The 26,417-nt window shown below is 61.2% G+C and carries 21 protein-coding genes; 15 read left to right on the top strand and 6 right to left on the bottom strand.

Going from position 1 to position 26,417, the window contains the following annotated elements:
• Positions 1–9 precede the first annotated feature (9 nt).
• A complete protein-coding gene (locus ATE40_RS19700; RefSeq protein ID WP_019455204.1) occupies positions 10–1,452 on the bottom strand; it encodes a sugar porter family MFS transporter in 1,443 nt (480 codons plus the stop codon).
• Positions 1,453–2,008: 556 nt separating this feature from the next.
• Here ATE40_RS19700 and ATE40_RS19695 point away from each other — a divergent pair.
• From ATE40_RS19695 to ATE40_RS19680, 4 genes are all read left to right on the top strand, one after another.
• A complete protein-coding gene (locus tag ATE40_RS19695; RefSeq protein WP_019455203.1) occupies positions 2,009–3,514 on the top strand; it encodes a CoA-acylating methylmalonate-semialdehyde dehydrogenase in 1,506 nt (501 codons plus the stop codon).
• A 77-nt stretch (positions 3,515–3,591) separates the two neighbouring features.
• Positions 3,592–4,413: a 5-deoxy-glucuronate isomerase gene (gene iolB / locus ATE40_RS19690; protein ID WP_063918374.1), complete on the top strand. Its 822-nt coding sequence runs from the start codon at positions 3,592–3,594 to the stop codon at positions 4,411–4,413.
• Positions 4,414–4,587: 174 nt separating this feature from the next.
• Positions 4,588–4,857 (top strand): hypothetical protein, encoded by a 270-nt coding sequence (locus tag ATE40_RS19685; protein WP_019455201.1) that lies wholly within the window; start codon positions 4,588–4,590, stop codon positions 4,855–4,857.
• 13 nt (positions 4,858–4,870) lie between these two features.
• Positions 4,871–5,209, top strand: a complete 339-nt coding sequence (locus tag ATE40_RS19680) for a type II toxin-antitoxin system RelE/ParE family toxin (protein ID WP_063918375.1) — start codon at positions 4,871–4,873, stop codon at positions 5,207–5,209.
• 48 nt (positions 5,210–5,257) lie between these two features.
• On the opposite strand, the gene ATE40_RS19675 is transcribed toward ATE40_RS19680, so the two are convergent.
• Together ATE40_RS19675 and ATE40_RS19670 are read right to left on the bottom strand one after the other, a co-directional pair.
• Positions 5,258–6,094 carry a MurR/RpiR family transcriptional regulator gene (locus tag ATE40_RS19675; protein WP_019455199.1) on the bottom strand — a complete coding sequence of 279 codons (837 nt, stop codon included), beginning with the start codon at positions 6,092–6,094 and terminating at the stop codon, positions 5,258–5,260.
• A 204-nt stretch (positions 6,095–6,298) separates the two neighbouring features.
• Positions 6,299–8,230, bottom strand: coding sequence for a bifunctional 5-dehydro-2-deoxygluconokinase/5-dehydro-2-deoxyphosphogluconate aldolase (locus ATE40_RS19670; protein ID WP_063918376.1), 1,932 nt, complete (start codon positions 8,228–8,230; stop codon positions 6,299–6,301).
• Positions 8,231–8,775: 545 nt separating this feature from the next.
• Between ATE40_RS19670 and iolD the strand changes: the two genes are divergently transcribed.
• Genes iolD through iolE form a run of 4 tightly spaced genes read left to right on the top strand, consistent with a single transcriptional unit; the run spans position 8,776 to position 13,645 of the window.
• The gene (gene iolD / locus ATE40_RS19665; RefSeq protein WP_063918377.1) at positions 8,776–10,716 is read left to right on the top strand and encodes a 3D-(3,5/4)-trihydroxycyclohexane-1,2-dione acylhydrolase (decyclizing); all 1,941 of its coding nucleotides are present in this window, start codon (positions 8,776–8,778) and stop codon (positions 10,714–10,716) included.
• A gap of 35 nt (positions 10,717–10,751) precedes the next feature.
• The gene (gene iolG, locus ATE40_RS19660; RefSeq protein WP_004930848.1) at positions 10,752–11,765 is read left to right on the top strand and encodes a bifunctional inositol 2-dehydrogenase/D-chiro-inositol 1-dehydrogenase; all 1,014 of its coding nucleotides are present in this window, start codon (positions 10,752–10,754) and stop codon (positions 11,763–11,765) included.
• A gap of 39 nt (positions 11,766–11,804) precedes the next feature.
• Complete coding sequence (locus ATE40_RS19655; RefSeq protein WP_063918378.1) at positions 11,805–12,689, top strand: sugar phosphate isomerase/epimerase family protein; 885 nt, start codon at positions 11,805–11,807, stop codon at positions 12,687–12,689.
• Between the two features lie 59 nt (positions 12,690–12,748).
• Complete coding sequence (gene iolE / locus ATE40_RS19650) at positions 12,749–13,645, top strand: myo-inosose-2 dehydratase (protein WP_063918379.1); 897 nt, start codon at positions 12,749–12,751, stop codon at positions 13,643–13,645.
• Between the two features lie 61 nt (positions 13,646–13,706).
• On the opposite strand, the gene ATE40_RS19645 is transcribed toward iolE, so the two are convergent.
• Together ATE40_RS19645 and ATE40_RS19640 are read right to left on the bottom strand one after the other, a co-directional pair.
• Positions 13,707–14,888, bottom strand: a complete 1,182-nt coding sequence (locus ATE40_RS19645) for a P1 family peptidase (RefSeq protein WP_063918380.1) — start codon at positions 14,886–14,888, stop codon at positions 13,707–13,709.
• Positions 14,881–15,396 carry a GNAT family N-acetyltransferase gene (locus ATE40_RS19640; protein ID WP_019455192.1) on the bottom strand — a complete coding sequence of 172 codons (516 nt, stop codon included), beginning with the start codon at positions 15,394–15,396 and terminating at the stop codon, positions 14,881–14,883. Before ATE40_RS19640 ends, ATE40_RS19645 begins: the two co-directional genes overlap by 8 nt.
• 390 nt (positions 15,397–15,786) lie before the next feature.
• On the opposite strand from ATE40_RS19640, the gene ATE40_RS19635 reads away from it, so the two are divergent.
• The 4 genes from ATE40_RS19635 (at position 15,787) to gntK (ending at position 19,880) form a co-directional block, all read left to right on the top strand.
• A complete protein-coding gene (locus ATE40_RS19635) occupies positions 15,787–16,482 on the top strand; it encodes a pirin family protein (RefSeq protein ID WP_063918381.1) in 696 nt (231 codons plus the stop codon).
• A gap of 130 nt (positions 16,483–16,612) precedes the next feature.
• On the top strand, positions 16,613–17,608 hold the full coding sequence (gntR, locus tag ATE40_RS19630; protein ID WP_063918382.1) for a gluconate operon transcriptional repressor GntR: 996 nt from the start codon (positions 16,613–16,615) through the stop codon (positions 17,606–17,608).
• 340 nt (positions 17,609–17,948) lie between these two features.
• Positions 17,949–19,265 carry a gluconate transporter gene (gene gntT, locus ATE40_RS19625; protein ID WP_016930400.1) on the top strand — a complete coding sequence of 439 codons (1,317 nt, stop codon included), beginning with the start codon at positions 17,949–17,951 and terminating at the stop codon, positions 19,263–19,265.
• Between the two features lie 87 nt (positions 19,266–19,352).
• Positions 19,353–19,880 carry a gluconokinase gene (gene gntK / locus ATE40_RS19620; RefSeq protein ID WP_025159893.1) on the top strand — a complete coding sequence of 176 codons (528 nt, stop codon included), beginning with the start codon at positions 19,353–19,355 and terminating at the stop codon, positions 19,878–19,880.
• Positions 19,881–19,910: 30 nt separating this feature from the next.
• Here the strand turns inward: gntK and ATE40_RS19615 are convergent, their stop codons facing one another.
• Positions 19,911–20,504 carry a YhgN family NAAT transporter gene (locus ATE40_RS19615; RefSeq protein ID WP_025159894.1) on the bottom strand — a complete coding sequence of 198 codons (594 nt, stop codon included), beginning with the start codon at positions 20,502–20,504 and terminating at the stop codon, positions 19,911–19,913.
• Between the two features lie 192 nt (positions 20,505–20,696).
• Between ATE40_RS19615 and asd the strand changes: the two genes are divergently transcribed.
• From asd to glgX, 3 genes are all read left to right on the top strand, one after another.
• Positions 20,697–21,800, top strand: a complete 1,104-nt coding sequence (asd, locus tag ATE40_RS19610) for an aspartate-semialdehyde dehydrogenase (protein WP_063918383.1) — start codon at positions 20,697–20,699, stop codon at positions 21,798–21,800.
• Between the two features lie 443 nt (positions 21,801–22,243).
• Positions 22,244–24,430: a 1,4-alpha-glucan branching enzyme gene (gene glgB, locus ATE40_RS19605; RefSeq protein WP_063918384.1), complete on the top strand. Its 2,187-nt coding sequence runs from the start codon at positions 22,244–22,246 to the stop codon at positions 24,428–24,430.
• Positions 24,427–26,409: a glycogen debranching protein GlgX gene (gene glgX, locus ATE40_RS19600; protein ID WP_063918385.1), complete on the top strand. Its 1,983-nt coding sequence runs from the start codon at positions 24,427–24,429 to the stop codon at positions 26,407–26,409. Before glgB ends, glgX begins: the two co-directional genes overlap by 4 nt.
• Positions 26,410–26,417 lie beyond the last annotated feature (8 nt).

The following is a 26,417-nucleotide window of genomic DNA, read 5'->3' as shown; positions in this document are numbered from 1 at the left end:
GGTGAGAGATCAGGATTTGCCGTTTTCCAGCGGCAGCGGCTTGCCGTCGGGCAGAGGATGGCGGTGGCGTTTGGCCAGCACCACCTGCTCCATTTTTTCCAGTGAGACGCCTTTGGTTTCCGGGATATAACGGCCGATAAACCAGTAGCTGAACAGGCAGCAGGCGGCGAAGATCCACATCGGGAAGGCACCGTGGAAATGCGAGAACAGGTAAGGATGATCGTTGATCATCGGGAATGACTGCGATACCGCGAAGTTGGCGACCCACATGCAGCCGACGGCGATGCTCATCCCCTGCGCGCGCATGCGGTTCGGGAAGATCTCCGACACCAGCACCCAGGCGCCGACGCCCCAGGACAGCGCATAAAACACCATGAAGAACAGCATGCCGAACAGCGCGAAATAGCCGGTGGCCTGGGTGTAGAGCGCGTACGAGGTGAGCAGCAGGCCGGCGATGGCGCCCAGCGTACCGTAACGCATCAGCGGAATACGGCCCATGCGATCCATCAGCATGGCGCCGATCACCGAACCGACCAGCTGCAGCACGCCGATCCAGATGGTCTGGAACAGTGCTTCCTGCGCGTTTTCGGTGACGGTTTTCAACACCACCGGCGCGTAGTACATCATCACGTTGACGCCGGTCACCTGTTGCAGCATGGCGATCATGCAGCCGACGAACAGGATGAACCGCACCCGCACGTCGCCGTAATTCAGTTTCCGGTGTTGTTGCTGCCGATCCTGCTGCAGCGAGTCTTTGATTTCTTTCAGCAGATTCTGCGCGTGGGCAGCGTTGGAGACCTTGGTCAACATCGCCAGCGCCTGATCGTCGCGGCCCATCATCACGTTCCAGCGCGGCGATTCAGGGATAATGAACACCAGGATGCAGAACAGGATGCAGGGGATCACGCCCGAGGCGAACATCCAGCGCCAGCCCATTTCCACCAGCCAGGCTTCGCTGGCGAGGCTGGCGATTTTGAAGTTGACGTAGAAAATCACGATCTGGCCGAACACGATGGCGAACTGCTGCATGCTGAGCGCCCGCCCGCGCATGTCTTTCGGCGACACTTCCGACATGTACATTGGCGACACGGTGGCGGCGATGCCGACCGCCAGGCCGCCGATGATGCGGTAGATGACGAACCAGGTGAAGGTCGGTGCCAATGCCGCGCCGACGGCGGACACGGTGAACAGCAGCGCCGCCAGCATCAGCGCCTTTTTACGGCCCCAGCGCGCCGCCAGCGGCCCGGCGGCGAAGGCGCCGACCACGCAACCGATCACCACGTTGGAGACCGCCCAGCCGGTTTCGGCCGGGCTGAGGCTGAAATAGGTTTTCAGCGCTTCGATGGCGCCGGAGATCACGGCGGTGTCGTAGCCGAACAGAATGCCGCCCAGGGCGGCGATGCCGCAAATTCGCAAGATGTAGCCGGTATTGTGCTTACGCTGATATGACATGTGTTGCTCCGATTTTTATCCTGGCTTCCGTCCGCACGGTTGGGTTATCGGAAAGAGGGCGAGCGGAAGGGTGTGAACCGTGCCTGTCATCAAGGCGATGTCGTCGATAAATGCTGGAACAAACAAGAACATTTATTTCATAATTAGTGAATAATGGAATATTGATTTTTAGATCCAGTTCAAAAAAAACCGTCGCGAGTGGCCCGGACGCTTTGAGAGTTCGGCGCTGGGCGATAGCGACGGCAGGGCAGGCGCAGTGCGGATTTTCTGTAGCAAAGTCAGCGTGCATCACCCACGGTTTCTCTCTCGTCGCGGTATCTGCCCTGGCACGACAATGAAAGCGTCGACCGATCGACACCGCAAAATTGCGACCTCACGCACTAAAAACAAATTTTCCAAAACAATTTATTTGAAACTTTTTTTTCAATGAAATAGAGTTTGCTGCATCCGGTCAGGATTTAGCCGGCTTGCCGACGGAGTGCGGCGAGCGGGACGATTAACGCCGCTGCCGCCTGCGTGTGGCCAGGCGGCAGCGGACTTGAAAAGAGGGCGTGACATGAAAACCGTGGGTAACTTTATTGACGGGCAGGTGTGCCTGAGCAGCAGCAATCAAACCGTCGACGTGCATAACCCGGCCAGCGGGCAGGTTGAGCGGCGCGTCACGCAGAGCACCGCCGCCGAAGTCAAACAGGCCATCGACGTGGCCCATCGGGCGTTCGCCGACTGGTCGCGCACCACGCCGCTGCGTCGCGCGCGCATCATGTTCAATTTCAAGGCGTTGCTGGAACAGCACCGCGACGAGCTGGCCGAGCTTATCGTCAGCGAGCACGGCAAAGTGTATTCGGATGCGCTGGGCGAACTGACGCGCGGCATGGAAGTGGTCGAATTCGCCTGCGGCATCCCGCATCTGATCAAGGGCGAGTATTCGGCGGACGTCGGCAGCGGCGTCGACAGCTTCTCGCTGATGCAGCCGCTGGGCGTGGTGGCGGGCATCACCCCGTTCAACTTCCCGGCAATGGTGCCGATGTGGATGTTCCCTATCGCGCTGGCCTGCGGCAATACCTTTATCCTCAAGCCGCCGGCGCTGGTGCCTTCGGCCTCGGTACGCCTGGCGGAGCTGCTGAAAGAAGCCGGCCTGCCGGACGGCGTGTTCAACGTGGTGCACTGCGCCAATGAAGACGCGGCGCAGCTGTGCACCGATCCGCGCATTCAGGCGGTGAGCTTCGTCGGCTCCTCCACCGTGGCGGAACATATCTACACCACCGCCAGCGCGCACGGCAAGCGAGTACAGGCCTTCGGCGCGGCGAAAAACCAGGCGATCGTCATGCCGGACGCCGATCTGGACGCCACGGTCAACGCGTTGATGGGCGGCGCGTTCGGCTCCGCCGGAGAACGCTGCATGGCGTTGCCGATCGCCGTCGTGGTCGGCGATGATACCGCCGACAAGCTGATCGCCAAACTGAAGCCGCTGATCGCGCAGCTGCGCGTCGGCCCTGGCTTGCAGCAGGGCGGCGAAGAGAATGAAATGGGGCCGCTGGTGTCGTCCGCCCACCAGAAGAAGGTGCTGGGCTACATCGATCTGGGGGTGGAAGAAGGCGCGACCCTGGTGGCCGACGGCCGCAATTATCAGGTGCCGGGCTATCCTGAAGGCTACTACGTCGGCGGCACGCTGTTCGATCACGTGAAACCGAACATGCGCATTTACCGCGAAGAGATCTTCGGGCCGGTGCTGGGCATCGTGCGGGTGCCGGACTACCGCACCGCCATCGACACGGTCAACGGCCACGAATTCGGCAACGGCAGCGCCATCTTTACCGGCAGCGGCCACTATGCGCGCCAGTTCGTGCAAGAAGTGCAGGCCGGGATGGTCGGCGTCAACGTGCCGGTGCCGGTGCCGATGGCGTTCCACAGCTTCGGCGGCTGGAAGCGCTCGGTGTTCGGTGCGCTGAACGTGCACGGCACCGACGGCGTGCGCTTCTACACGCGTATGAAGACCGCCACCGCGCGCTGGCCGGCCGGGCAGCAGACGGTGTCCGAATTCAGCATGCCAACGCTGGGTTAAGCGATCGCAGAGTATGAGCGGGCCGTTGTTCCTTTGGGGCAGCGGCCTTTGCACGGGGTGTTAACAGGAGAATCGAGATGTCTTCACTGCTTGCCAAATGTCAGACGCCGAACGCCGAGGGGCGTATCCAGCACGTGACGCCGGAAAATGCCGGTTGGCGCTATGTCGGCTTTGACGTTTACCGCTTGGCCGCCGGGCAGTCGCTGCAGTTGGAATGCGGCGACAACGAGCTGTGTCTGGTGCTGGTCGCCGGTATCGCCTCCGTGGCCACGCTGCGCGCCGAATACCCGCATATCGGTAAGCGCATGAGCCCGTTCGAACGCACGCCGCCTTATGCGGTGTATGTGCCGCACCACGATCGCATCGAGGTGCGGGCGGAGACCGAGCTGGAGCTGGCGGTGTGCAGTGCCCCCGGCGGCGGCCACCTGCCTTCACGGCTGATTACGCCGGCGGATATCGGCGTGGAGCGGCGCGGCAAGGGGCGTAACCAGCGGTTGGTGCACAACATTCTGCCGGACAGCGAGCCGGCCGACAGCCTGCTGGTGGTGGAAGTGTATACCGACGAGGGCAACACCAGCTCCTACCCGAGCCACAAGCACGATCGGGAAGACTCGCCGGACGAAACCTATCTGGAAGAGACCTACTATCACCGCATTCAGCCGGAGCAGGGATTCTGCATGCAGCGCGTCTATACCGACGATCGCACGCTCGACGAGTGCATGCCGGTCTACAATCGCGACGTGGTGAAAGTGCCGCGCGGTTATCACCCGGTGGCGACCCTGGCGGGCTACGACAACTATTATCTCAACGTGATGGCCGGGCCGGTGCGGCAGTGGAAGTTCACCTGGGAAAAAGACCACGCCTGGATTAACGGCGAAGGTTACCCCGCCGCGCAATAAGCGCTTGAGGCCCGGCTTGCCGGGCCTTCTCTTTATCAGGGTATAAATTTGCCCTAAATTTGCCCTCCATCTTGCTCAAATGATAACCTGTCGGCACGCGTTCGCTCTCTGACTGAGTGAATCCCAATAACCGCTGTGATACAGCGTGATTGCCTATGCGCAGGAGGAACAACCATGACGAGCACCATGTCCCAAAAAGCGGCGCGCGAAGGATTAGGTTCGCCCGACCTGTTTGAAGGCGGGGTCTATGTCACAAAAAATGGTGTCGCTGAGCTATTTGTGCAAACGGCGGCTGAGAGAGAGGCCGAAATTCGGGAACGCAATCTCGAGCGCCAGTCCAATGCGTTGTTGAAACTGACTATGATGGCGAAGCAAGAGATTAAGAATCAGCGCGGTCTGTCGCCCGAAGAAACCTTGCAGCGGCTGCGTGACGCGCGGAAATAGGCCCAGGTGCAGGATGCCCCAGGAAATACGTTTTACCGTCGCGCCGGCGGCGGAATGGAGCCTGAAAGACATCGAGTCTTACAAGAGCGGAACGATAGGGGCCGCCGCAGCCGGGGTGTTCGTGGATAACCTGCTGTTATCGTCCCTTGCGGCAATTGCCGACGATCCCGCCCGCTACCGCTTCAACGCCGTGCTGGCGGGCATGGGGGTGCGGTTGCACGAACGATTGGATCCCGACAGCGAATACCGTGTCATCTATGACTACGACGGCCAGACGGTGGAGATTCTGCTTTTCATCAGCATGAAGCAGGATCTGGAAAGCGTGCTCTACCGTTATTTATTGCTGCAATAATCCCGCCGCGCCCGAGCCTGTCTCGGGCGCTTTCGTCAGACGTGCCGCTTACTCGTCCCGGGCGTTATTCAGCGCCAACGAGACCGCCAGCGTCTGCGCCAGGCACATCGAGGCCACCTGCGAACGGAACCCGTCCACCTGCGCTTCGCGCACCACGAAACAGACGTCGCTGAAGGCGGCCAGCGGGCTGACCTGGCTGTCGGTGATGGCGATCTGCTGCGCGCCGCGCTTGGCGCCCAACTCCACCAGTTCCACCGCCTCGCGGGCGTATGGCGAATAGCTGATGGCGATCACCACGTCTTTCGGTTTCACCATGCTCAGCTGTTCGGTGAACATCCCACCCAGCCCGTCGATCAGAAACGCGCGGCGCTCCAGATGGCGCAGCGCATAGGTGAGGTAGGAGGCGACGCTGAACGAGCGGCGCAGGCCGATCACGTAGATGTTTTCGGCGTTGTTGAGCAGATCCACGGCGCGATCCAACTGCTCGGGAGCGATTTGCATCGCCAGCTGCTGCAGCGCCTGCGCGTTGACCATGGTGAATACGTTGAGGATTTCGGCCGGTTTCTCCGGCGCGACGTTGTCGTCGGTGGAGGTTTGGCGGAACAGGCGCGCGCGCTCGGTATAGTTCACCGTTTCTTCCATCAGATGCTGACGGAACACCTGCTTCATTTCGTTGAAGCCGCTGAAGCCAAAGGCGTTGGCGAAACGGATCAGGGTGGAGGGCGGCACGCTGGCCTGTGCGGCGATGGAGGCAACGGTATCGAAAGCGATGCTGTTACTGTTATCCAAAATATAGCGCGCCACCTGCTTCAAACGCTTGCTCAGCGTTTCATAACGGTGGCGGATCTCGTCCTGTAACAGCGAAAGTTGAGTTGGGTTGTTCATCCATTCGGCTCGCAGTGGGGTGAAGGCGCATTGGCCTGACGCCTGACATATTGACAGGGTATTTTAACAGACGGAGCGGAAATTTCATTTCCTCAAAAAGCGATTTATTCGATCGCACGTTGCGCGACTTCACAGAAAATTGGCAAAAAAATCCCCTTAAAGCGGCGAAATGGCCTTAAGGGGACGTGAACTCGCTTCTCGCTGTCAGTGAGCGCCGCTCGTCTGCGGGCGGTACTGGCGCCAGAAATCGATCAGCGTCAGGTATTTTTGTTTCACCTGCTCGATCAGCGCCGCATCGTCGAGTTCCCCCTGCAGCCAACGGCGCGAAGGTTGACCGAAGATGGTGCGGCCGACGGCGAAACCTTTCACCCAACGCGCATCTGCGGCGGCGGCAAAGCCCGCCTTCAGCACCGCCTCAGGGGAGTCGAGCCCCAGGATCAGCACGCCGCGGCAGAATGGATCGTAGCTGTCGATCAGCGCGCCGACCCGCCGCCAGTTTTCCGCGCTCAGCGGCGGCAGTTTCCACCAGTCCGGCTGAATGCCCAACTGGTAGAAATGCTCAATCATCTCCAGGTAATAACGTTCGTCCTTGTCGGCGTTGCTGTCCGGCAGGATCACCTCCAGCAGCAGCTCATGGCCGGATTTGCAGCAGCCGCGGTAGACGTCGGCGATCAGCTCATCCTGTTCGCGGCGCAGTTCCGCAGCGTCATGCGGGTGATAAAACACCAGGCACTTCACCACGTGCTCCTGCGGCCAGTCGATCAACTGCGAGCCGATATTGCCGTGCTCCAGACGCAGCGGGCGCGAGCTGGGCAGCTCTACCGGCCGGCCGATCCACCATCCCTGGCCGGTGATTTCGTTCAGCGCCGCCTGCCCGTAGGTGGTGTCGGCCAGAATGCCGCTGTTGCCGTTGAGGCCGGCCTGTGTGGCAGCCTGTTGCGCTGCGGTGAGCAGCAGGGTTTTCAGATGCGGGATGCGTTCCTCGCCGACGCCGGCCTCGCGCGCCATGTCCGCCAACTGCTTGCGGTGATCGAAGGCGAACACGCACAGTTCCGGCCACTGTTGCTTGCGGGTAGTGACCCGGTGCAGGTGGTTCAGACGCGCATCGCGGTCTGGGCGCGTGACCTGCTGTTCACGCTGCAGATAGTCGTCCAGCTCCCGTTTGGTCGGCATGGCCGGCGCGCAGCCGTGGCGCGAGACCACCAATGCGCCGCAGGCGTTGGCGTAACGGCAGGCCTGATCCCAGCCCTCATCGTTCAGATAGCCGCGCAGCAGGCCGGACATAAACGCGTCGCCGGCCCCCAGTACGTTCAGCACCTCAACCCGCACGCCGGCGTGCAGCTTCACCTGCGTCCAGCTGTCGGCTATCTCGCCCTCGAACACGGAGCATCCCTGCGCGCCGCGCTTGCACACCAGCGTGGCTGCCGTGGTGCGGCGCACGTTTTTCAATGCCGTCAGTGTATCAGTGCTGCCGCCGGCGATATGAAACTCCTCTTCGGTGCCGACGATCAGATCGAAATGGTGCAGCACCTCCTGCAGTTCGCGGGTTACCTGGTCTGATTCCACAAAGCGGGTTTCGCCGTCGCCCAGCGACGTCAGCCCCCACAGCACCGGGCGATAATCGATGTCCAGCGCGGTGCGCAGGCCGTGGCGGCGCGCGTATTCCAGCGCCTTCAGCACGGCGGCGCGGGTGTTCGGGTGCGACAGGTGCGTGCCGGTGATGGCCAGCGCGCGCGAAGAGGCGATGTAGGATTCGTCGATGTCGCTCGGCGTCAGCGCCATGTCCGCGCAGTTTTCGCGATAGAAGATCAGCGGGAAGGTTTCCTGATCCTTGATGCCGAGGATCACCAGGCCGGTTAACCGCTGTTTATCGGTGATCAAGCAGCGGGTATCGGCTCCGACGCGCTGCAGCTCTTCGCGCAAAAAGCGGCCCATGTGCTCGTCGCCGACGCGCGCCAGCATGCCGGATTTTAACCCCTGAATGGCGGTGCCGTAGGCCACGTTGCCGGAAGAGCCGCCGAGGTATTTGGCGAATGTGCCGGCGTCTTCCAGACGCGCGCCGATCTGCTGAGCATAGAAATCGACGGCGATGCGCCCGAGACAAATGACATCAAGCTGTTTTTCTTGTGTAGCCATACCCGTTTCCTTCTGTTTAAGCAAAACTCCGGCGGCGGCCCGAGCGTGGCGCCCTGCTGGAAGCATGTGGACAGTATGAGGAATGAAAATTTCAATTTCAATATAGAATGAAATTTACACCCCAAAAATGTGATGCGTTTAAAACATCGACAAAGGAGAGGAAAAAGCCGATGAAGCGGCTGTGAAACGGCGGCCAGGGGCGCGCGGAAAAGGGGCGTGACGGCAGGATAAAAGGCTGTCGCCTTGCGCGTCGATGGCTTTACCGGCTGATACGCGGCGTGAAGCCGGTGAAGGCCAAGCCACGAGATGAAACGGGCTTTTCATGCAATATGCGATCTTTATCGCAAAATGAAATGTTTCTTCTGTAATGTGATTTTATGAAAAATATATTTGTTTATAATCGCTTCACGTTTCAGGTTGTCGACTTCGTGAGCAGCGGGCATCGCTTGCTCAAGATAATAGCTGCCGCCGCGTAACACAAACACGGGATTGTCGGCTCGGCGCGAGCCCTTTCCGGGGCGGCCCTCAATCTAAAGGGTGAGTAAATGGGCAAGATCAGGCTAACCATGGCGCAGGCGCTCGTCAGATTTCTCGATAACCAGTATCTGCTGGCCGACGGGGTGGAAACCAAATTCGTCGCGGGCATTTTCGCGATTTTCGGCCACGGCAACGTGCTGGGGCTGGGGCAAGCGCTGGAGCAGGATAGCGGTGAACTGCGGGTGCATCAGGGCCGCAACGAACAGGGCATGGCCCACGCGGCGATCGGCTTCGCCAAGCAGAAACTGCGCCGGCAGATCTACGCCTGCACCTCATCGGTCGGCCCCGGCGCCGCCAATATGATCACCGCCGCGGCCACCGCCACTGCCAACCGCATTCCTTTATTGCTGCTGCCGGGCGACGTTTACGCTTCCCGCCAGCCGGACCCGGTGTTGCAGCAAATCGAACAGCCTTACGATCTCAGCATCAGCACCAACGACGCGTTCCGTGCGGTGAGCAAGTATTGGGACCGCATCGTGCGGCCGGAACAGCTGATGAGCGCCTGCATCAACGCGATGCGCGTACTGACCGATCCGGCGGAAACCGGCGCGGTAACGCTGTGTCTGCCGCAGGACGTGCAGGGGGAAGCCTACGGCTATCCCGACTATTTCTTCCAAAAGCGGGTGCACCGGCTCGATCGCCGCCCGGCGACCGACGGCATGTTGGCGGACGCGCTGGCGCTGCTGACGGCCAAACGCAAACCCTTGCTGGTGTGCGGCGGCGGCGTGAAGTACTCGCAGGCCGGGCGGGCGCTGCGCGAATTCGCCGAGCGCTTCGGCATTCCGTTCGCCGAGACCCAGGCCGGCAAAGGCACGGTGCCGAGCGACCATGAATTCAACCTCGGCGGCATCGGCGAAACCGGCTGCCTGGCGGCCAACACGCTGGCCCGGCAGGCCGATCTGGTGATTGGCGTCGGCACCCGTTACACCGATTTCACCACCTCGTCCAAATGGCTGTTCCAACACCCGGACGTCAGCTTCCTCAATATCAACGTCAGCGCCTTCGACGCCGGCAAGCTCGACGGCGTGCAGGTGTTGGCGGACGCCCGCGAGGCCCTGAACGCGCTGGGCGCGCTGCTGGCACAGGCCGATTATCGCGCCGGCTGGGGCGATGCCATCGCCGCGGCGCGCGGTGCCCAGCGCGAAGAGAGCGAGCGTGTTTACTCGGTGGAATACAGCGGTACAGGCTTTGTGCCGGAGATAGACGATCACCTCGACCGTGAGCGGGTGTTCGCCGAATTTATCGCCCAGACCGACTCGGCTCTGACCCAGAGCCGGGTGCTGGGAGTGCTGAACCGCGAACTGCCGCCGGACAGCGTGATCGTCGCCGCCGCCGGCAGCCTGCCGGGCGATCTGCAGCGGGTCTGGCACAACCACGGCGAGCATGGTTACCACGTGGAATACGGCTACTCCTGCATGGGGTACGAGGTCAACGCCGCATTGGGGGTCAAGCTGGCCGAGCCGCAGCGCGAGGTGTACGCGATGGTGGGCGATGGCGCCTTCATGATGCTGCATTCCGAACTGGTCACTTCGATTCAGGAAGGCTGCAAGATCAACGTGGTGCTGTTCGACAACATGACCAACGGTTGCATCAACAATCTGCAGATGGAACACGGCATGGACAGCTATACCACCGAGTTCCGCTTCCGCAATCCACAGGGCGGCAAGCTCGACGGCAAACTGGTGCCGGTCGATTTCGCCATGCTGGCGGCAGCTTACGGTTGTAAAACCTATCGCGTCACCACCGAACAGCAGCTGCTCGACGCGCTGGCCGACGCCCGCAGGCAAACCGTATCCACGCTGCTGGATATCAAGGTGCTGCCGAAGACCATGGTGCACAAGTATCTCAGCTGGTGGCGCGTGGGCGGCGCTCAGGTGGCCGACAGCGAGAAAATCGTCGCAGTGGCGCGCAAGCTGCAGGAAAACATCGATAAGGCGCGCGATTACTGATTCGTTTTCATACATAAATCTCGAGGGTAGCGAAAATGACATTGAACATTGGGGTTATCGGCACCGGCGCCATCGGCCGCGATCATATCCGTCGCTGCAGCAAAGTGTTGCAGGGCGCTCGCGTGGTGGCGGTCAACGACATCAATCGCGACAACGCCGCCAAGGTGGTGAGCGATCTGCAGCTGGATGCGCGGGTGTATGACAACGGACACGATCTCATTAAGGCCGCCGACGTACAGGCGGTGCTGGTCACCTCCTGGGGGCCGAGTCATGAAGAGTTCGTGTTGGCGGCCATCGCTGCCGGCAAACCGGTGTTCTGCGAGAAGCCGCTGGCGGTGACCGCGCAGGGCTGCAAAAACATTGTCGACGCCGAAGCGAAGCACGGCAAGCGGCTGGTGCAGGTCGGCTTCATGCGCCCCTATGACCAGGGCTATCGCGCGCTGAAACAGGTGCTGACCAGCGGCCAGATCGGCGAGCCGCTGATGCTGCACTGCGCGCACCGCAACCCGACGGTCGGCGAGGCCTACACCACCGATATGGCGATCACTGACACCCTGATCCACGAAATCGACGTGCTGCGCTGGCTGCTTGACGACGACTACGTGTCGGTGCAGGTGGTGTTCCCGCGCAAGAGCCCGAAGGCGTTTCCGCACCTGAAAGATCCGCAGATTGTGCTGTTTGAAACCGCCAAGGGTACGCGCATCGACGTCGAAATCTTCGTCAACTGCCAGTACGGCTACGACATTCAGTGTGAAGTGGTGGGGGAAACCGGCATCGCCAAGCTGCCGGAACCGTCCTCGGTGCAGATGCGCAGCGGCGCCCGCCTGTCGACCGAAATTCTGACCGACTGGAAGGATCGCTTTATCGATGCCTATGACGTCGAACTGCAGGGTTTCATCAACGACGTGGCCGCGGGCAAGTTGACCGGGCCTTCCGCCTGGGACGGCTACGCCGCCGCGGTGACCGCCGACGCCTGCGTGGCGGCCCAGCTCAGCGGCGAGATCGTGCCGGTGACCCTGCCGGCGCGCCCGGCGTTTTACGGTAAATAACCGCTCGTAGCGCGTAACCACGATTGCAGAGGAGTGACCATGAAGATCGCTTTTGATGTCGACGTTATCCGGGATTTGGGCGTGACCAAAATGGTTCAGCAGGTGGCGGACTGGGGCTATAAGTACATTGAGCAGTCGCCGCACCCGCAGATCAACCCGTTTTACAAACATCCGAAGGCCAGCCGCGAAATCATGGCGGAGTATAAAAACGCCTTGAAAGCGACCGGCGTGGAGATCTCCTCATTTATCGTGGTGTATCGCTGGTCCGGGCCGGGAGAAGATCGCCGCCAGGCGGCGGTCAAAAACTGGCGGCGGATGATCGAAATCGCGGTGGAGATGGGCGTGCAGGTGATCAACACCGAACTGGCGGGCAACCCCAATGAGCCGGAGATCTGCGAGGAGCTGTGGTATCGCTCGATGGAGGAGCTGCTGCCGATCGTCGAGCGCGAGGGCATCCGCATGGAGATCCAGTCGCACCCTTGGGATTTCTGCGAGCTGAGCAACGAAACCGCCGATCTGGTGAAGTCGCTGCGCAGCGATCACGTCAAATACCTCTACAGCGTGCCGCACACCTTCTACTACGACAAGGGGCAAGGCGACGTGGCCGGCATGCTGCAGTACGCCGGGGACGATCTGTCCCACGTGCTGATCGCCGACACCATGAACCACACCAAGCATTGCCGCTATATCGTCAACCCGCCGGGCGTTGACGCCGCCGTGCACCAGCACGTCGGCATCGGCGAAGGCGAGGTGGACTTCGATGCCCTGTTCCAGACGCTGCGCGACATGGAATTCGCCAACCGCAGCTTCAAGGCCGGCGGCGAATCGATTATCTGCACCTCGCTGTTCGGCTACCCGGAAAAGATGCCGAGCCAGGCGGTGGCGACCAGAGAACGCATCGAGAGAGAGCTGTTGGGCAAATAATCTTATTCGGCTCGCCGGTGGCGTGTGCACCGGCGGCCCTCCAAGGACCGAGGCAGACCATGAATAAAGACAACGTGAAATTGGCCATTGCGCCGATCGGCTGGACCAACGACGACATGCCCGATCTGGGCAAGGAAAACACCTTCCAGCAGTGCGTCAGCGAAATGGCGCTGGCCGGCTTCACCGGCAGCGAAGTGGGCAGCAAATACCCGCGCGATCCGGCGGTGCTGAAACCAATGCTGGATATTCGCGGCATCCAGATTTGCAACGCCTGGTTCAGCACCTTTTTCGCCGACGGTCAGAAAGACAAAACCATCGATGAATTTATCAACCACATGAATTTCCTGCATGCCATGGGCGCCAGGGTGATCGGCTGTTCCGAGCAGAGCAAGAGCATTCAGGGCACCACCAAAGGGGTGTTCGAAGAGAAGCCTTACTTCAGCGATGAAGAGTGGCAGCGCGTGGCCGACGGTTACAACGATTTGGCGAAGATCGCCGCTGGCAAAGGCATGCAGGTCTGTCTGCACCACCATATGGGCACCGGCATTCAGACCACGGCCGAAATCGACCGTTACATGAGCATGGTCAACGACGACGTCTACCTGCTGTTCGATACCGGCCACGCCTACTATTCGGAAGGCAGCCAGCAGGCGATGATGGCGATCCTGGAGAAGTATCTGCCGCGCATCAACCATGTCCATCTGAAGGACGTGCGCGATGAGGTGGTAGCGGAAGTGAAGGCCAACAAGCTGAGCTTCCTAGACGGCGTGAAGAAGGGCACCTTCACCGTGCCGGGTGATGGAGTGATCGACTTCAGACCGGTGTTCAAGCTGCTGGACGAGCGCGGTTACAAGGGATGGATGGTGGTGGAGGCCGAGCAGGATCCGGCGCTGGCCAACCCATTCGAGTATGCGGTGAAGGCACGCCGCTATATTCGGGAAACCGCCGGGATTTAAGCGGTGAGGGTCAATAACGATTAAGGGGCGCCGCTGGCGCCCCTTGTTTTATGGCGGCGTGTTAACCGCCGAGCGTTTGCCAGGTTACGACCTGGCTGCCCGGCCACGGCGTGGCGGCATGCACGCCACGGGCGATCGCCCGAGCCAGCGTGTCCGCCGCCAGCGCGCCGATTTGCAGCACCGCCAGTTCACGGCTGCCCTGTACCTCGCGCTGCCCGGTGGACAGGGCGAACACTACGTCGCCGTCAAACGGGCTATGCAGCGGGCGGATGGCGCGCGCCATGCCGTCTTGCGCCATGATGGCCACCCGTTTCAACTCCACTCTCGTCAGCGCCAGATCGGTGGCGATGCAGGCCAGAGTGGTGTTTTTTCTGCCGCCCTGCGGCTCTTGCGCCATCCAGTCTTCGCCCTGAGCGCGCAGTTGCGCCAGTGCCGCCGCACCGCCGTTGCCGAATTCACCGTCGATCTCATAGGGTGTCGCCCAGAAGGCGCGGGTGCCGGGCGCCACCACCGAGCCCAGACTGTTGACCGCGACCAGCGCGCCGACGGTAGCGCCGTTGGCGGTGACGATCGACGCCGAGCCTAGGCCGCCTTTCAGCTTGCCCATGCCGGTCATGGCGCCATAGCCGGCACCGACGCTGCCCAGCGGAAAGTCCAATCCGGCCTTGCCGACCGCATCGATGCCCAACTGGCGATACGGCGGCGTGAGCTGCCAGTTTTTGTCGCCGCCGTTGGCCAGATCGTACAGGCAGGCGGTGGGCACGATAGGGGAGACCGGCACGCCAGGCGCCGGGCGCAGCGCGTAGCCCCGGCCCTGTTGCCCCAACCAGGCCGCGACGCCGTCCGCCGCCGCCAGGCCGTAAACCGAACCGCCGCTGAATGTCAGCGCATCGACGGTTTGCACCAGATTGTCTTCACCCAGCGCGTCGGTTTCCCGGGGGGCGGGGCCACCGCCGCGCACATCCACGGCGGCGATCGCCGGGCTATCCGGCAGGATCACCGTCGCGCCGGTGCGTACCCGGCTGTCTTGCGCCACGCCGACCTTCAGGCCCGGTACATCGGTAATCAGGTTGCGGGCGCCTGGGCGCCCGGCGGCGGAAGTTGGCATAGCGGCACCTAATGGGGTGAGAGGAGAGAATATGCCGGCGGCAGCGGTCAGGCCGGCCAGCGCCTGTAAAAAGGTTCGGCGGTTGATATTCAGGGGCCGCCGCAGCGGCCCCTGCCAGTGGATGAGATCACGCATCGCCGCGCGGCTGCCCGGTGCGAAAACGCGCCATATGGTAGGCGTCGACCAGCACGCCGTCGCGCATGGCGAAGGCGCGGCTGGTGCCTTCTATCTCGAAACCGAATTTGCGGTACAGCCCGATGGCCGCCGGGTTGTCGGTGAACACCGTGAGTTCGATGCGCTCGATGGCCGCCCAGTTGTCGCACAGGTCGATCATCGCCTGCATCAGACGGCTGCCGACGCCTTTGCCGTGGTAGCGCGGATCGACGCCGATGCCGAAGGTGGCCACGTGGCGGCGGCGCACGCGCTGATTCAGCATCACCACCAACTGGCCGGCAAGCTGCCCGTCGATGATGGCCGCCAGGTTATGCGTGCCCGGTTCGGGATTGGCGAGGCGTTTCTGCCAGGACTCGACGGACGGTAGCGGGAGCTGCAGCGTATCGCGATAGACGGGCGTCTGAGAATAAAGATGATGCAGGGCTTGTGCATCGGTTGTTTCCACGTGGCGTATCACGATCTCGCTCATGTCGCTGCTCCTGTCGCTTACCGGTTGAATAACCTCTGAATTTATCCGTTTACTGCCTTGAGTCAATATTATTTCAATGGGTCAAAAAAAACGCTTTACAGGTGCGAATGATAATGATTATTATTGCGATGCGTTCCGGGGAGGGCATCAACCCTTGATACTCTCACTGCGAAGGCACGACATTGCTCACATTGCTTCCAGTGTTTACTTAGCCAGCTCGGGTGCTGGCTTTTTTTTTGCCCTTTTTTCAGCCGCTTCTGCCTTCAACAAATCCGCTGCCCTTCCGCTGTTTCATTCCATCGAAATTTTTGAACAGAGGCATGAGTTTTTTACGCTTTCTTATTCTGCTGGCAGGACTAGACTGTAAAAAAACATTGAGGAGAGTTGAATATGATTTATGTACGTAAAGCGGAAGACCGCGGCCACGCCAATCATGGCTGGCTGGATAGCTGGCACACCTTCTCATTTGCCGACTACTACGATCCGAACTTTATGGGGTTCTCGGCGCTGCGGGTGATCAACGAAGACATGATCGACGCAGGGCAGGGTTTCGGTACTCACCCGCATAAAGACATGGAAATCCTGACCTACGTGCTGAGCGGCACGGTGGAACATCAGGACAGCATGGGCAATAAGGAGCAGATCCAGGCCGGCGAATTCCAGATCATGAGTGCGGGCACCGGGGTACGTCACTCAGAGTACAACGCCAACCAGGATCGCCCGCTGCATCTGTACCAGATTTGGATCATTCCGGATCAGGTCGGGCTGGAGCCGCGCTACGAGCAGCGCATGTTCGACGCGCCGCAAGGTCGTCAGCTGGTGCTGTCGCCGGATGCGCGCGACGGTTCGCTGAAGGTGTTCCAGGATATGACGCTGTCGCGTTGGGCGCTGAATAAAGGCGAACAGGCGGAATACGCGATCGACACCGGCCGCCGCATTTGGATCCAGGTGGTGCGCGGCAAGGTCTCGGTCAACGGCCAGGCCGCCGGCATCAGCGATGCATTTGCGGTTTGGGATGAATCAACGCTGTCGATTCAGGCCGACGAAGAGAGCGAAATCCTGCTGTTCGATCTGCCGCCGGTGTGATTTAGCGGTAAATATCAAGGGCTCACGATGTGAGCCCTTTTTGCGTTGGCCGTCGCATAACCGACAATATCGGCCCGCCGTTTTTTTTGCTAAAATGGCTGCCCATTCACGGTTAGTCAGTTCATTGATAATGAAGAAAAAACGGCCGGTACTCCAGGATGTGGCGGACAAGGTGGGCGTGACCAAGATGACGGTGAGCCGTTATCTGCGCAATCCCGACCAGGTTTCCGCTCCCCTGCAGCAAAAAATCGCCGTCGCGCTGGATGAGCTGGGTTACATCCCCAACCGCGCGCCGGACATTCTCTCCAACGCCACCAGCCGGGCGATTGGCGTGCTGTTGCCATCGCTGACCAACCAGGTGTTCGCCGAAGTGCTGCGCGGCATCGAAAGCGTGACCGACGCGCACAACTACCAGACCATGCTGGCGCACTACGGCTATCTGCCGGAGCGCGAAGAAGAGCGTCTGACCTCGCTGCTTTCTTACAATATCGACGGCCTGATCCTGTCCGAGCGCCATCACACGGCGCGCACCCTGAAAATGATCGAGGTGGCGGGCATTCCGGTGGTGGAGCTGATGGACTGCGTTTCGCCGTGCATCGATCTGGCGGTGGGCTTCAACAACTTCGAAGCGGCGCGCCAGATGACCCAGCAGATCATCGCGCACGGCCACCGCCACGTGGTCTATTTCGGCGCCCGTCAGGATGAGCGTACGATCATCAAACAGCAGGGGTATGAGCAGGCGATGCGTGAATCCGGCCTGGAGCCGTACAGCATCATGACCGCCCGCTCTTCTTCCTATTCCGCCGGCGGCGAGCTGCTGCGCCAGGCGCAGCGCGACTACCCGCAGATCGACAGTATCTTCTGCACCAACGATGACCTGGCGATCGGCGCGGCCTTCGAGTGCCAGCGGCAGGGGCTGTCGATCCCGCAGGACATGGCGATTGCCGGTTTCCACGGCCATGACATCGGCCAGGTGATGGTGCCGAAGTTGGCCAGCGTGCTGACGCCGCGCGAACGCATGGGCCAGATCGGCGCCGAGCGTCTGCTGGCCCGGCTGCGCGGCGAAACGGTGTGCCCGCGCATGGTGGACGTCGGTTTCACCGTGATCCCCGGCGGCAGCATCTGAGACATTTTAACGCTCTGTTTTAACTCTCTTTCTTTTTGCAGCGCGCTCTAAGGCGCGCTGGTTATCCCGCCTGTAAGCCCGCTGCTCGTTGCCGGCATAAGTTTGATCTCTGTCCCAGAACGCGAATTTTAGCCGTTTACCCGGTTCCGAGGATTATGTTGTTACCGGTATCATGATACCGGTAACAATGAGCGTGCGGTCACCTTGCTGCAAGACTGAACCTCTGACTTAACAACACCTACAGCTCTTCTTAAACACCGGGAAAGAGCCTAAAAATAAAACAACCGCACGCTTTACGCCTATCGTAAAGAGAGTCGCGATAAAAGGTTGGAGAAAAATTATGCCATTAGTGATTGTTGCAGGCGGCGTAGCGCTGCTGCTGCTGCTGATGATCCGCTTCAAGCTGAACGGCTTTATCTCTCTGGTTCTGGTTGCTCTGGCGGTCGGGATTGCACAGGGTATGCCGGTCGATAAGGTCATCGGTTCCATCAAGGCCGGTGTGGGCGGCACGCTGGGCAGCCTGGCGCTGATCATGGGCTTCGGCGCCATGCTCGGCAAGCTGCTGGCGGACTGCGGCGGCGCGCAGCGCATCGCCACCACGCTGATCGACAAGTTCGGCAGAAAACACATTCAATGGGCGGTGGTGCTGACCGGTTTCACCGTCGGCTTCGCGCTGTTCTACGAAGTGGGCTTCGTGCTGTTGCTGCCGCTGGTATTCACCATCGCCGCCTCTGCACGCATTCCGCTGCTGTACGTCGGCGTGCCGATGGCCGCCGCGCTGTCGGTGACCCACGGTTTCCTGCCGCCGCACCCGGGCCCGACGGCCATTGCCACCATCTTCCATGCCGACATGGGTAAAACCCTGCTGTACGGCACGCTGCTGGCGATCCCGACGGTTATTCTGGCCGGCCCGGTCTATGCCCGCTTCCTGAAAGGCATCGACAAACCGGTACCGGAAGGCCTGTACAACCCGAAAACCTTTACCGATGCAGAGATGCCGAGCTTTGGCGTCAGCGTCGCCACGTCGCTGGTGCCGGTGATCCTGATGGCGCTGCGCGCGGTCGCTGAAATGGTGCTGCCGAAGGGCCATAGCCTGCTGCGCTTCGCCGAGTTCTTCGGCGACCCGGTGATGGCGACCCTGATCGCCGTACTGATCGCCATCTTCACCTTTGGCCTGAACCGTGGCCGCACCATGGATGAAGTGATGGGCACCATCACCGACTCGATTAAAATCATCGCCATGATGCTGTTGATCATCGGCGGCGGCGGCGCTTTCAAACAGGTGCTGGTGGACAGCGGCGTCGAGCAGTACATCGCCGGCCTGATGGAAGGCAGCAACGTTTCGCCGATTCTGATGGCCTGGTCGATCGCCGCTGCGCTGCGTCTGGCGCTGGGTTCCGCCACTGTGGCGGCGATCACCGCCGGTGGCATCGTGGCGCCGCTTATCGCCACTACCGGCGTCAGCCCTGAGCTGATGGTGATTGCGGTCGGTTCCGGCAGCGTCATCTTCTCGCACGTTAACGATCCGGGCTTCTGGCTGTTCAAGGAGTATTTCAACCTGAGCATCATGGAAACCATCAAATCCTGGTCGGTGCTGGAAACCATCATCTCGGTGTGCGGCCTGGTGGGCTGCCTGCTGTTGGCGACGGTTGTATAATCTTTATCCGGCGCCCTGCGGGGCGTCGGCGTTTATCAGTTGGGACGCGTTTGGCGCGCTCGCGCCAGTTCCCATAAGGGCATGATTATGAGTAATCCGCAGCATCACGTATTTGTTTTGATGGGCGTTTCCGGCAGCGGCAAATCCGCCGTGGCCAGCGCCGTCGCTCACGAGGCCAACGCCGCCATGCTGGATGGCGACTACCTGCACCCGCGCGCCAACATCATCAAAATGTCCTCCGGGCATGCGTTGGACGACAACGATCGCGCGCCGTGGCTGGCGGCCCTGAACGACGCCATCTTCGCCATGCAGCGCACCAACGACGTGTCGCTGCTGGTGTGCTCGGCGCTGAAGAAAAGCTATCGCGATCGCCTGCGCGACGGCAATCTCAACCTGCATTTCCTGTATCTGAAAGGCGATCAGTCGGTGATTGAGGAGCGTCTGAAGCAACGCAAGGGCCATTTCTTCAAGCCGCAGATGTTGATTTCCCAGTTCGCCACGCTGGAAGAGCCGGGCGAGCAGGAGCCGGATGTGCAAGCGATCGACATCAACCAGCCGCTGGACGGCGTGGTCGCCGATACGCTCGCCTATATTCGCCGCGTTACCGCCCGCTAAGCGCGGGCCGTTGTCGGCGCCGCCAGGCGCCTACAGCTTCATGTAAGCCCGCACGCCATCCAGGAACATCTGGGTCGACAGCATCACCAGAATCAGCCCCATCAACCGCTCCAGCGCGCTGACGCCCTTGCTGCCCAGCAGGCGCAGGAACAGGTTCGACATCAGCAAAATAGCCGCGGAGAGGCCCCAGGCGATCAACAGCGCCGCCACCAGATGCGGCAGCTGATGCGGATACTGGTGCGACAGCAGCATCAGCGCCGCCAGAATCGATGGCCCGGCCACCAGTGGGATCGCCAGCGGCACCAGGAACGGCTCCTCGCCGGCGGACAGCCCGGAGCTGTTCCCCTCCTGCGAAGGGAAAATCATCTTGATGGCGATCAGAAACAGGATGATGCCGCCGGAAATGGAGACGGTTTCGGTGCGCAGGTTGAGGAACGCCAGAATTTTCTCGCCGGCGAACAGGAAGATCAGCATCAGCAACAGGGCGATCAGCAGCTCGCGGATCAGCACCACCCGGCGGCGGCGCGGCTCCAGGTGCTTGAGCACCGACATGAAAATCGGCAGATTGCCCAGCGGATCCATAATTAAAAACAGCAATACCGTAGCGGAAATCATCTCTGTCATGGTGACCTCGTGATCGGGAAAACACCTCGGCCTTTTCGGCCGCGTCCTTGCCTATAAGAAGGATTGCTGAGAAATCCTCAGCCATCGAATAAATTCACTTTGCGCCCGCGCCGACATTTTGTAAGGTGAGGAGATATTGCACACAACTCGTTATCACCTAATAAGCCCTTATCCGGGCGGGACACAGATATTATGAAAAACGTTGGTTTCATCGGTTGGCGCGGAATGGTTGGCTCGGTTCTCATGCAGCGCATGACGGAAGAGCGCGATTTCGACGCCATTCGCCCGGTCTTTTTCTCCACCTCGCAGCACGGTTCCGCCGCGCCGGCCTTCGGCGGCCAGCAGGGCACGCTGCAGGATGCGTATGACGTCGACGCGCTGAGCGCGCTCGATATCATTATTACCTGTCAGGGCGGCGATTATACCAACGAAGTTTATCCTAAGCTGCGCGCCAGCGGTTGGCAGGGTTACTGGATCGACGCGGCCTCTTCGCTGCGCATGCAGGACGATGCCATCATTATCCTGGATCCGGTCAACCACGCGGTGATTCAGCAGGGCCTGGACAAAGGCATCAAAACCTTCGTCGGCGGCAACTGCACCGTCAGCCTGATGCTGATGTCGCTCGGCGGCCTGTTCGCCAACGATCTGGTGGAGTGGGCGTCGGTCGCCACCTACCAGGCGGCCTCCGGCGGCGGCGCGCGCCACATGCGCGAACTGCTGACCCAAATGGGCATGCTGCACGCCGACGTGGCAAAAGAGCTGCAGGATCCGGCCTCCGCGATTCTGGATATCGAACGCAAGGTGACCGAGGCCACCCGCAGCGGCAAACTGCCGACCGATAATTTCGGCGTGCCGTTGGCCGGCAGCCTGATCCCGTGGATCGACAAGCAGCTCGACAACGGCCAAAGCCGCGAAGAGTGGAAAGGCCAGGCGGAAACCAACAAAATTCTGAACACCGGCAGCGTGATCCCGGTCGATGGCCTGTGCGTGCGCGTCGGCGCGCTGCGCTGCCACAGCCAGGCGTTCACCCTGAAGTTGAAAAAGGACGTGTCGCTGCCGGAAATCGAGCAGATGCTGGCGACGCACAACGACTGGGTACGCGTGATCCCGAACGATCGCGAGCTGACCATGCGCGAACTGACGCCTGCGGCGGTCACCGGCACGCTGAATACGCCGGTCGGTCGTCTGCGCAAGCTGAATATGGGGCCGGAGTACCTGTCGGCGTTCACCGTGGGCGACCAGTTGCTGTGGGGCGCGGCTGAGCCGCTGCGCCGCATGCTGCGCATCCTGCTGTAAACCTGTACTTCCCGGGGGCTGACCGCGTTCGGCCCCCTAAAGCCTCATTTTCCGCTTTTTTGTTCGCCACGCCCCACGTCGGGCAAGGTCATCGCAAGCCCTGCTTCCATGGGCTGCACCCCGCATCTCTCCTCGTCGGCCGCCGCAGGCACGTGCTATCGGGCTGGCAGTTTTCTTAATGAAGAATTTTCCTGAGCAATGCTGAGCAGTTTTTAACAGACATTGGCTATGCTTAACGCATTGGCGAGCAATTTTTCACCATGACTGAAATATTTCAAAAAATAAGCATAAAGAGCGAAATTCAGGTCGGCAGAGTAAAGATTGGTCAATAACCGACCGCAATCACGCTTTAGATACCGAATGCATTGCATGATGACCAAAACGGCCAAGGATTAACCAACAAGCCGTGCTTAGATCATGCTGTTAATCTAAGGAAGAAGACTATGCCTGTACTTCCCGATCGTGACGTGATTGATCAGATCATCGCCGGCCATTACGCCGATCCCTTCGCTCTGCTTGGCATGCATGCGACCGATAACGGTCTGCAGGTGCGGGCGCTGCTGCCGGACGCCAGCGAAGTCTGGCTGGTGGAGCAGCAAACCGGCCGGCGGCTGGCGCAGCTGAACTGCGACGATCCGCGCGGTTTCTTCAGCGCCGTGGTGCCGCGGCGCAAAAATCCTTTCCGCTATCAGCTGCAGGTCAGCTGGCGCGATCATCAACAGATCGTCGACGATCCCTACCGGTTCGGCCCGCTGCTGCAGGACATCGACAGCTGGCTGCTGGCCGAGGGCACGCACCTGCGTCCTTACGAACGCTTGGGCGCCCATCTTGTTACTCTGGATGGCGTCGACGGCGTCAGCTTTGCGGTCTGGGCGCCCAACGCCCAGCGCGTCTCAGTAGTGGGTGAATTCAACTTCTGGGACGGCCGTCGCCATCCGATGCGTCTGCGGCGCGAGAACGGCATCTGGGAACTGTTCTTGCCCGGCGTACGGGCCGGCCAGCTGTACAAATATGAAATCGTCGATTGCTACGGCAACACCCAGCTGAAAGCCGATCCTTACGCCTTCGAGGCGCAGATGCGCCCGGACACCGCGTCGCTGGTGGCGCCGCTGCCGGAGGTGGTGCCGTCGACGCAGGCGCGCCGCCGCGCCAACGATTTTGACCAGCCGATCGCCATCTACGAGGTACATCTCGGCTCATGGCGCCGTCACACCGACAACCACTTCTGGCTCAGCTACGGAGAGCTGGCGGTGCAGCTTATCGACTACGTGAAGGACATGGGGTTCACCCATATCGAGCTGCTGCCGGTCAACGAGCATCCATTCGACGGCAGCTGGGGCTATCAGCCGCTGGGGCTGTATGCGCCGACCCGGCGCTTCGGCACGCCGGCCGACTTCAGGGCGTTTGTGGCGGCGGCGCACCAGGCGGGCATCAACGTGATCCTCGACTGGGTGCCTGGGCACTTCCCCAGCGACGCCTACGGCCTGGCGAATTTCGACGGCACCGCGCTGTACGAATACGCCGATCCGCGCGAAGGCTTCCATCAGGACTGGAATACGCTGATCTACAACTACGGCCGCCACGAGGTGCGCAACTACCTGGCGGGCAACGCGCTGTATTGGCTGGAGCGCTTCGGTATCGACGCGCTGCGGGTCGATGCGGTGGCGTCGATGATCTATCGCGACTACAGCCGCGCCGACGGCGAGTGGGTGCCGAATTATTACGGCGGCAACGAGAACCTGGAGGCGATTGCCTTCCTGCGTTACACCAATCAGACCCTCGGCAAGGCGCAGCCGGGGGCGGTGACCCTGGCAGAGGAATCCACCGACTATCCCGGCGTCACCTTGCCGCCGGACGCCAACGGCCTGGGGTTCCACTACAAATGGAACCTCGGCTGGATGCACGACACGCTCAATTACATGAAGTGCGATCCGGTACACCGCAAGTATCACCACAACCAGATGACCTTCGGCATGCTGTACGCCTATACCGAGAACTTCGTGCTGCCGATATCGCACGATGAAGTGGTGCACGGTAAAAAATCGATCCTCGACCGCATGCCGGGCGACGCCTGGCAGAAGTTCGCCAACCTGCGCGCCTATTACGGTTTTATGTGGGCGCATCCGGGTAAAAAGCTGTTGTTTATGGGCTGCGAATTCGCGCAGGGGCGCGAGTGGAATTTCGATACCAGCCTAGACTGGCATTTATTGGAAGGGCTGGATAACTGGCATAACGGCGTGCAGCGGCTGGTGCGCGATCTGAACCACTGCTACCGGCAGCAGGCGCCGCTGTATGAGCGCGACTACTTCCCGGATGGCTTCGAGTGGCTGGTGGTCGACGATCACGACAACTCGGTGTTCGCCTTTGCGCGCTACGACTCGCAGGGCAATGAGCTGATCGCCATCAGCAACTTTACCCCGGTGCCGCGCTATCGCTACCGCATCGGCATTTCCCGCGCCGGTGACTATCGCGAGATCCTCAATACCGATTCGCACCACTATCACGGCAGCAACGCCGGCAATCAGGGGCGGGTCTCTTCCGAAACGGTCGGCAGCCATGGGCGCGATTTCTCTATCAGCGTGACGTTGCCGCCATTGTCGACCATTTATCTGCTGCGGGAGGCGCCATGACCGAGCTGACGGCTGGCCTCGCCGCGCCGCTGGGCGCGCATTACGACGGCGAAGGCATCAATTTTACCCTGTACTCGTCGCATGCCGAGCGGGTGGAACTGTGCCTGTTCGACGGCCAGCAGCGCGAAGTGCGCCTGCCGCTGCCGGCGCGTAGCGGCGACATCTGGCATGGCTATCTGCCGGGCGGCAAACCGGGGCAGCGTTATGGCTACCGGGTCTATGGCCCGTTTGACCCGGCGAACGGGCAGCGTTTCAACCCCAACAAGCTGGCGCTCGATCCGGCCGCACGCGCGGTGGAAGGGCCGGTGGCGGACCACCCGCACCTGCACGGCGGTTACGAGCAGCCGGATCCGCACGACAGCGCCGAGCTGATGCCGAAATGCGTGGTGGTGGACGAACAGTATGACTGGCAGGACGACCGCCCGCCCGCCACGCCCTGGGGGCAGACGGTGATTTACGAGGCGCATGTGCGCGGCCTGACCCTGCTGCACCCGAAAATCCCGCCGGCGCTGCGCGGCAGCTTCGCCGCGCTGGGGCATCCGGTGATGATCGCCCACTTCAAACGCCTCGGCATCACCGCGCTGGAACTGTTGCCGGTGCAACAGCATACCTCCGAACCGCGTCTGCAGCGGCTGGGGCTGATCAATTACTGGGGCTATAACGTGCTGGCGCCCTATGCGCCAGACAACCGCTACGCCAGCCTGAGCACCGACGGCACGCCGCTGAACGAATTGCGCGATGCGGTCAAGGCGCTGCACAAAGCCGGCATCGAGGTGATCCTCGACGTGGTGTTCAACCACAGCGCCGAGCTGGACAGGGATGGGCCGATGCTGTCGCTGAGCGGCATCGATAACCAGGGCTACTACTGGCTGACGCCCGAAGGGGACTACGTCAACGACACCGGCTGCGGCAACACCCTGCGGTTGGATCAGCCGCAGGGCGTGGCCTGGGTGATGGATTGCCTGCATTTTTGGGTGCGCGAGTGTCACATTGACGGCTTCCGCTTCGATCTGGGCAGCGTGCTGGGCCGCACCCCGGGGTTCGATCGCGATGCGCCGCTGTTTCAGGCGATGCTGGCGGACGACCTGCTGTCGCGCTGCAAGCTGATCGCCGAACCCTGGGATGTTGGCCCCGGCGGTTATCAGGTGGGGGCGTTTCCCGGGCGTTTCGCCGAATGGAACGACCATTACCGCGATGACATGCGCCGCTTCTGGCTGCAGAACGGCGTATCGCTCGGCCAATTCGCCCGGCGTTTTGCCGCTTCCAGCGATCTGTACGATCAGCGCGGGCGAGCGCCTTACGCCACCGTCAACATGCTGACCGCCCATGACGGTTTTACTCTGCAAGACGTGGTCAGCTTCAACGAGAAACACAACCAGCTGAACGGCGAAGGCAACCGCGACGGCAGCGATCGCAATTTCAGCAACAACCACGGCGTGGAAGGCCTGGTCGCCGATGACGCCATTGTGCAACGCCGCAGGGCCAGCCAGCGGGCGATGCTCGCCACGCTGTTGTTGTCCCAGGGCACGCCGATGCTGCTGGCCGGCGATGAACAGGGACACAGCCAGCAGGGGAACAACAACGCCTATTGTCAGGACAACGCCACCACCTGGCTCGATTGGGCCACGGCGGACGATGCGCTGACCGATTACGTCGCGGCGCTGATCGCGCTGCGCCGCCAGATCCCCGCTCTGCAGCAGGATCGCTGGTGGCGGCAGGATGACGGCAGCGTGCAGTGGCTGAACGCGCAAGGCCAGCCGCTCGACGCGCAGCAGTGGGAGCAGGGCGAGCTGCTCATGCAGATCCTGCTGTCGCAGCGCTGGTTGGTGCTGGTCAACGCCACGCCGCAAACGACGGAGATGAGGCTGCCGGAAGGCGATTGGCAGGTTGTCGCCCCGTTCACTCAGGAAGACTCACGGGCGGTATTACCCGCCTGGCACCAGGCCGCGCGCTCGGTTTGCGTACTGGTACAGAAATAATAAAAGGA

Origin of the sequence: Serratia surfactantfaciens (assembly GCF_001642805.2) — a bacterium.
Taxonomy (GTDB): domain Bacteria; phylum Pseudomonadota; class Gammaproteobacteria; order Enterobacterales; family Enterobacteriaceae; genus Serratia; species Serratia surfactantfaciens.
This window is presented reverse-complemented; position numbering and strand designations above follow the sequence as displayed.

Bases quoted from the DNA above. Each gene is read 5' to 3' on its own strand.
- ATE40_RS19700 (WP_019455204.1), bottom strand. From the start codon at position 1,452: ATGTCATATCAGCGTAAGCACAATACCGGCTACATCTTGCGAATTTGC.
- ATE40_RS19695 (WP_019455203.1), top strand. From the start codon at position 2,009: ATGAAAACCGTGGGTAACTTTATTGACGGGCAGGTGTGCCTGAGCAGC.
- iolB (WP_063918374.1), top strand. From the start codon at position 3,592: ATGTCTTCACTGCTTGCCAAATGTCAGACGCCGAACGCCGAGGGGCGT.
- ATE40_RS19685 (WP_019455201.1), top strand. From the start codon at position 4,588: ATGACGAGCACCATGTCCCAAAAAGCGGCGCGCGAAGGATTAGGTTCG.
- ATE40_RS19680 (WP_063918375.1), top strand. From the start codon at position 4,871: ATGCCCCAGGAAATACGTTTTACCGTCGCGCCGGCGGCGGAATGGAGC.
- ATE40_RS19675 (WP_019455199.1), bottom strand. From the start codon at position 6,094: ATGAACAACCCAACTCAACTTTCGCTGTTACAGGACGAGATCCGCCAC.
- ATE40_RS19670 (WP_063918376.1), bottom strand. From the start codon at position 8,230: ATGGCTACACAAGAAAAACAGCTTGATGTCATTTGTCTCGGGCGCATC.
- iolD (WP_063918377.1), top strand. From the start codon at position 8,776: ATGGGCAAGATCAGGCTAACCATGGCGCAGGCGCTCGTCAGATTTCTC.
- iolG (WP_004930848.1), top strand. From the start codon at position 10,752: ATGACATTGAACATTGGGGTTATCGGCACCGGCGCCATCGGCCGCGAT.
- ATE40_RS19655 (WP_063918378.1), top strand. From the start codon at position 11,805: ATGAAGATCGCTTTTGATGTCGACGTTATCCGGGATTTGGGCGTGACC.
- iolE (WP_063918379.1), top strand. From the start codon at position 12,749: ATGAATAAAGACAACGTGAAATTGGCCATTGCGCCGATCGGCTGGACC.
- ATE40_RS19645 (WP_063918380.1), bottom strand. From the start codon at position 14,888: ATGCGTGATCTCATCCACTGGCAGGGGCCGCTGCGGCGGCCCCTGAAT.
- ATE40_RS19640 (WP_019455192.1), bottom strand. From the start codon at position 15,396: ATGAGCGAGATCGTGATACGCCACGTGGAAACAACCGATGCACAAGCC.
- ATE40_RS19635 (WP_063918381.1), top strand. From the start codon at position 15,787: ATGATTTATGTACGTAAAGCGGAAGACCGCGGCCACGCCAATCATGGC.
- gntR (WP_063918382.1), top strand. From the start codon at position 16,613: ATGAAGAAAAAACGGCCGGTACTCCAGGATGTGGCGGACAAGGTGGGC.
- gntT (WP_016930400.1), top strand. From the start codon at position 17,949: ATGCCATTAGTGATTGTTGCAGGCGGCGTAGCGCTGCTGCTGCTGCTG.
- gntK (WP_025159893.1), top strand. From the start codon at position 19,353: ATGAGTAATCCGCAGCATCACGTATTTGTTTTGATGGGCGTTTCCGGC.
- ATE40_RS19615 (WP_025159894.1), bottom strand. From the start codon at position 20,504: ATGACAGAGATGATTTCCGCTACGGTATTGCTGTTTTTAATTATGGAT.
- asd (WP_063918383.1), top strand. From the start codon at position 20,697: ATGAAAAACGTTGGTTTCATCGGTTGGCGCGGAATGGTTGGCTCGGTT.
- glgB (WP_063918384.1), top strand. From the start codon at position 22,244: ATGCCTGTACTTCCCGATCGTGACGTGATTGATCAGATCATCGCCGGC.
- glgX (WP_063918385.1), top strand. From the start codon at position 24,427: ATGACCGAGCTGACGGCTGGCCTCGCCGCGCCGCTGGGCGCGCATTAC.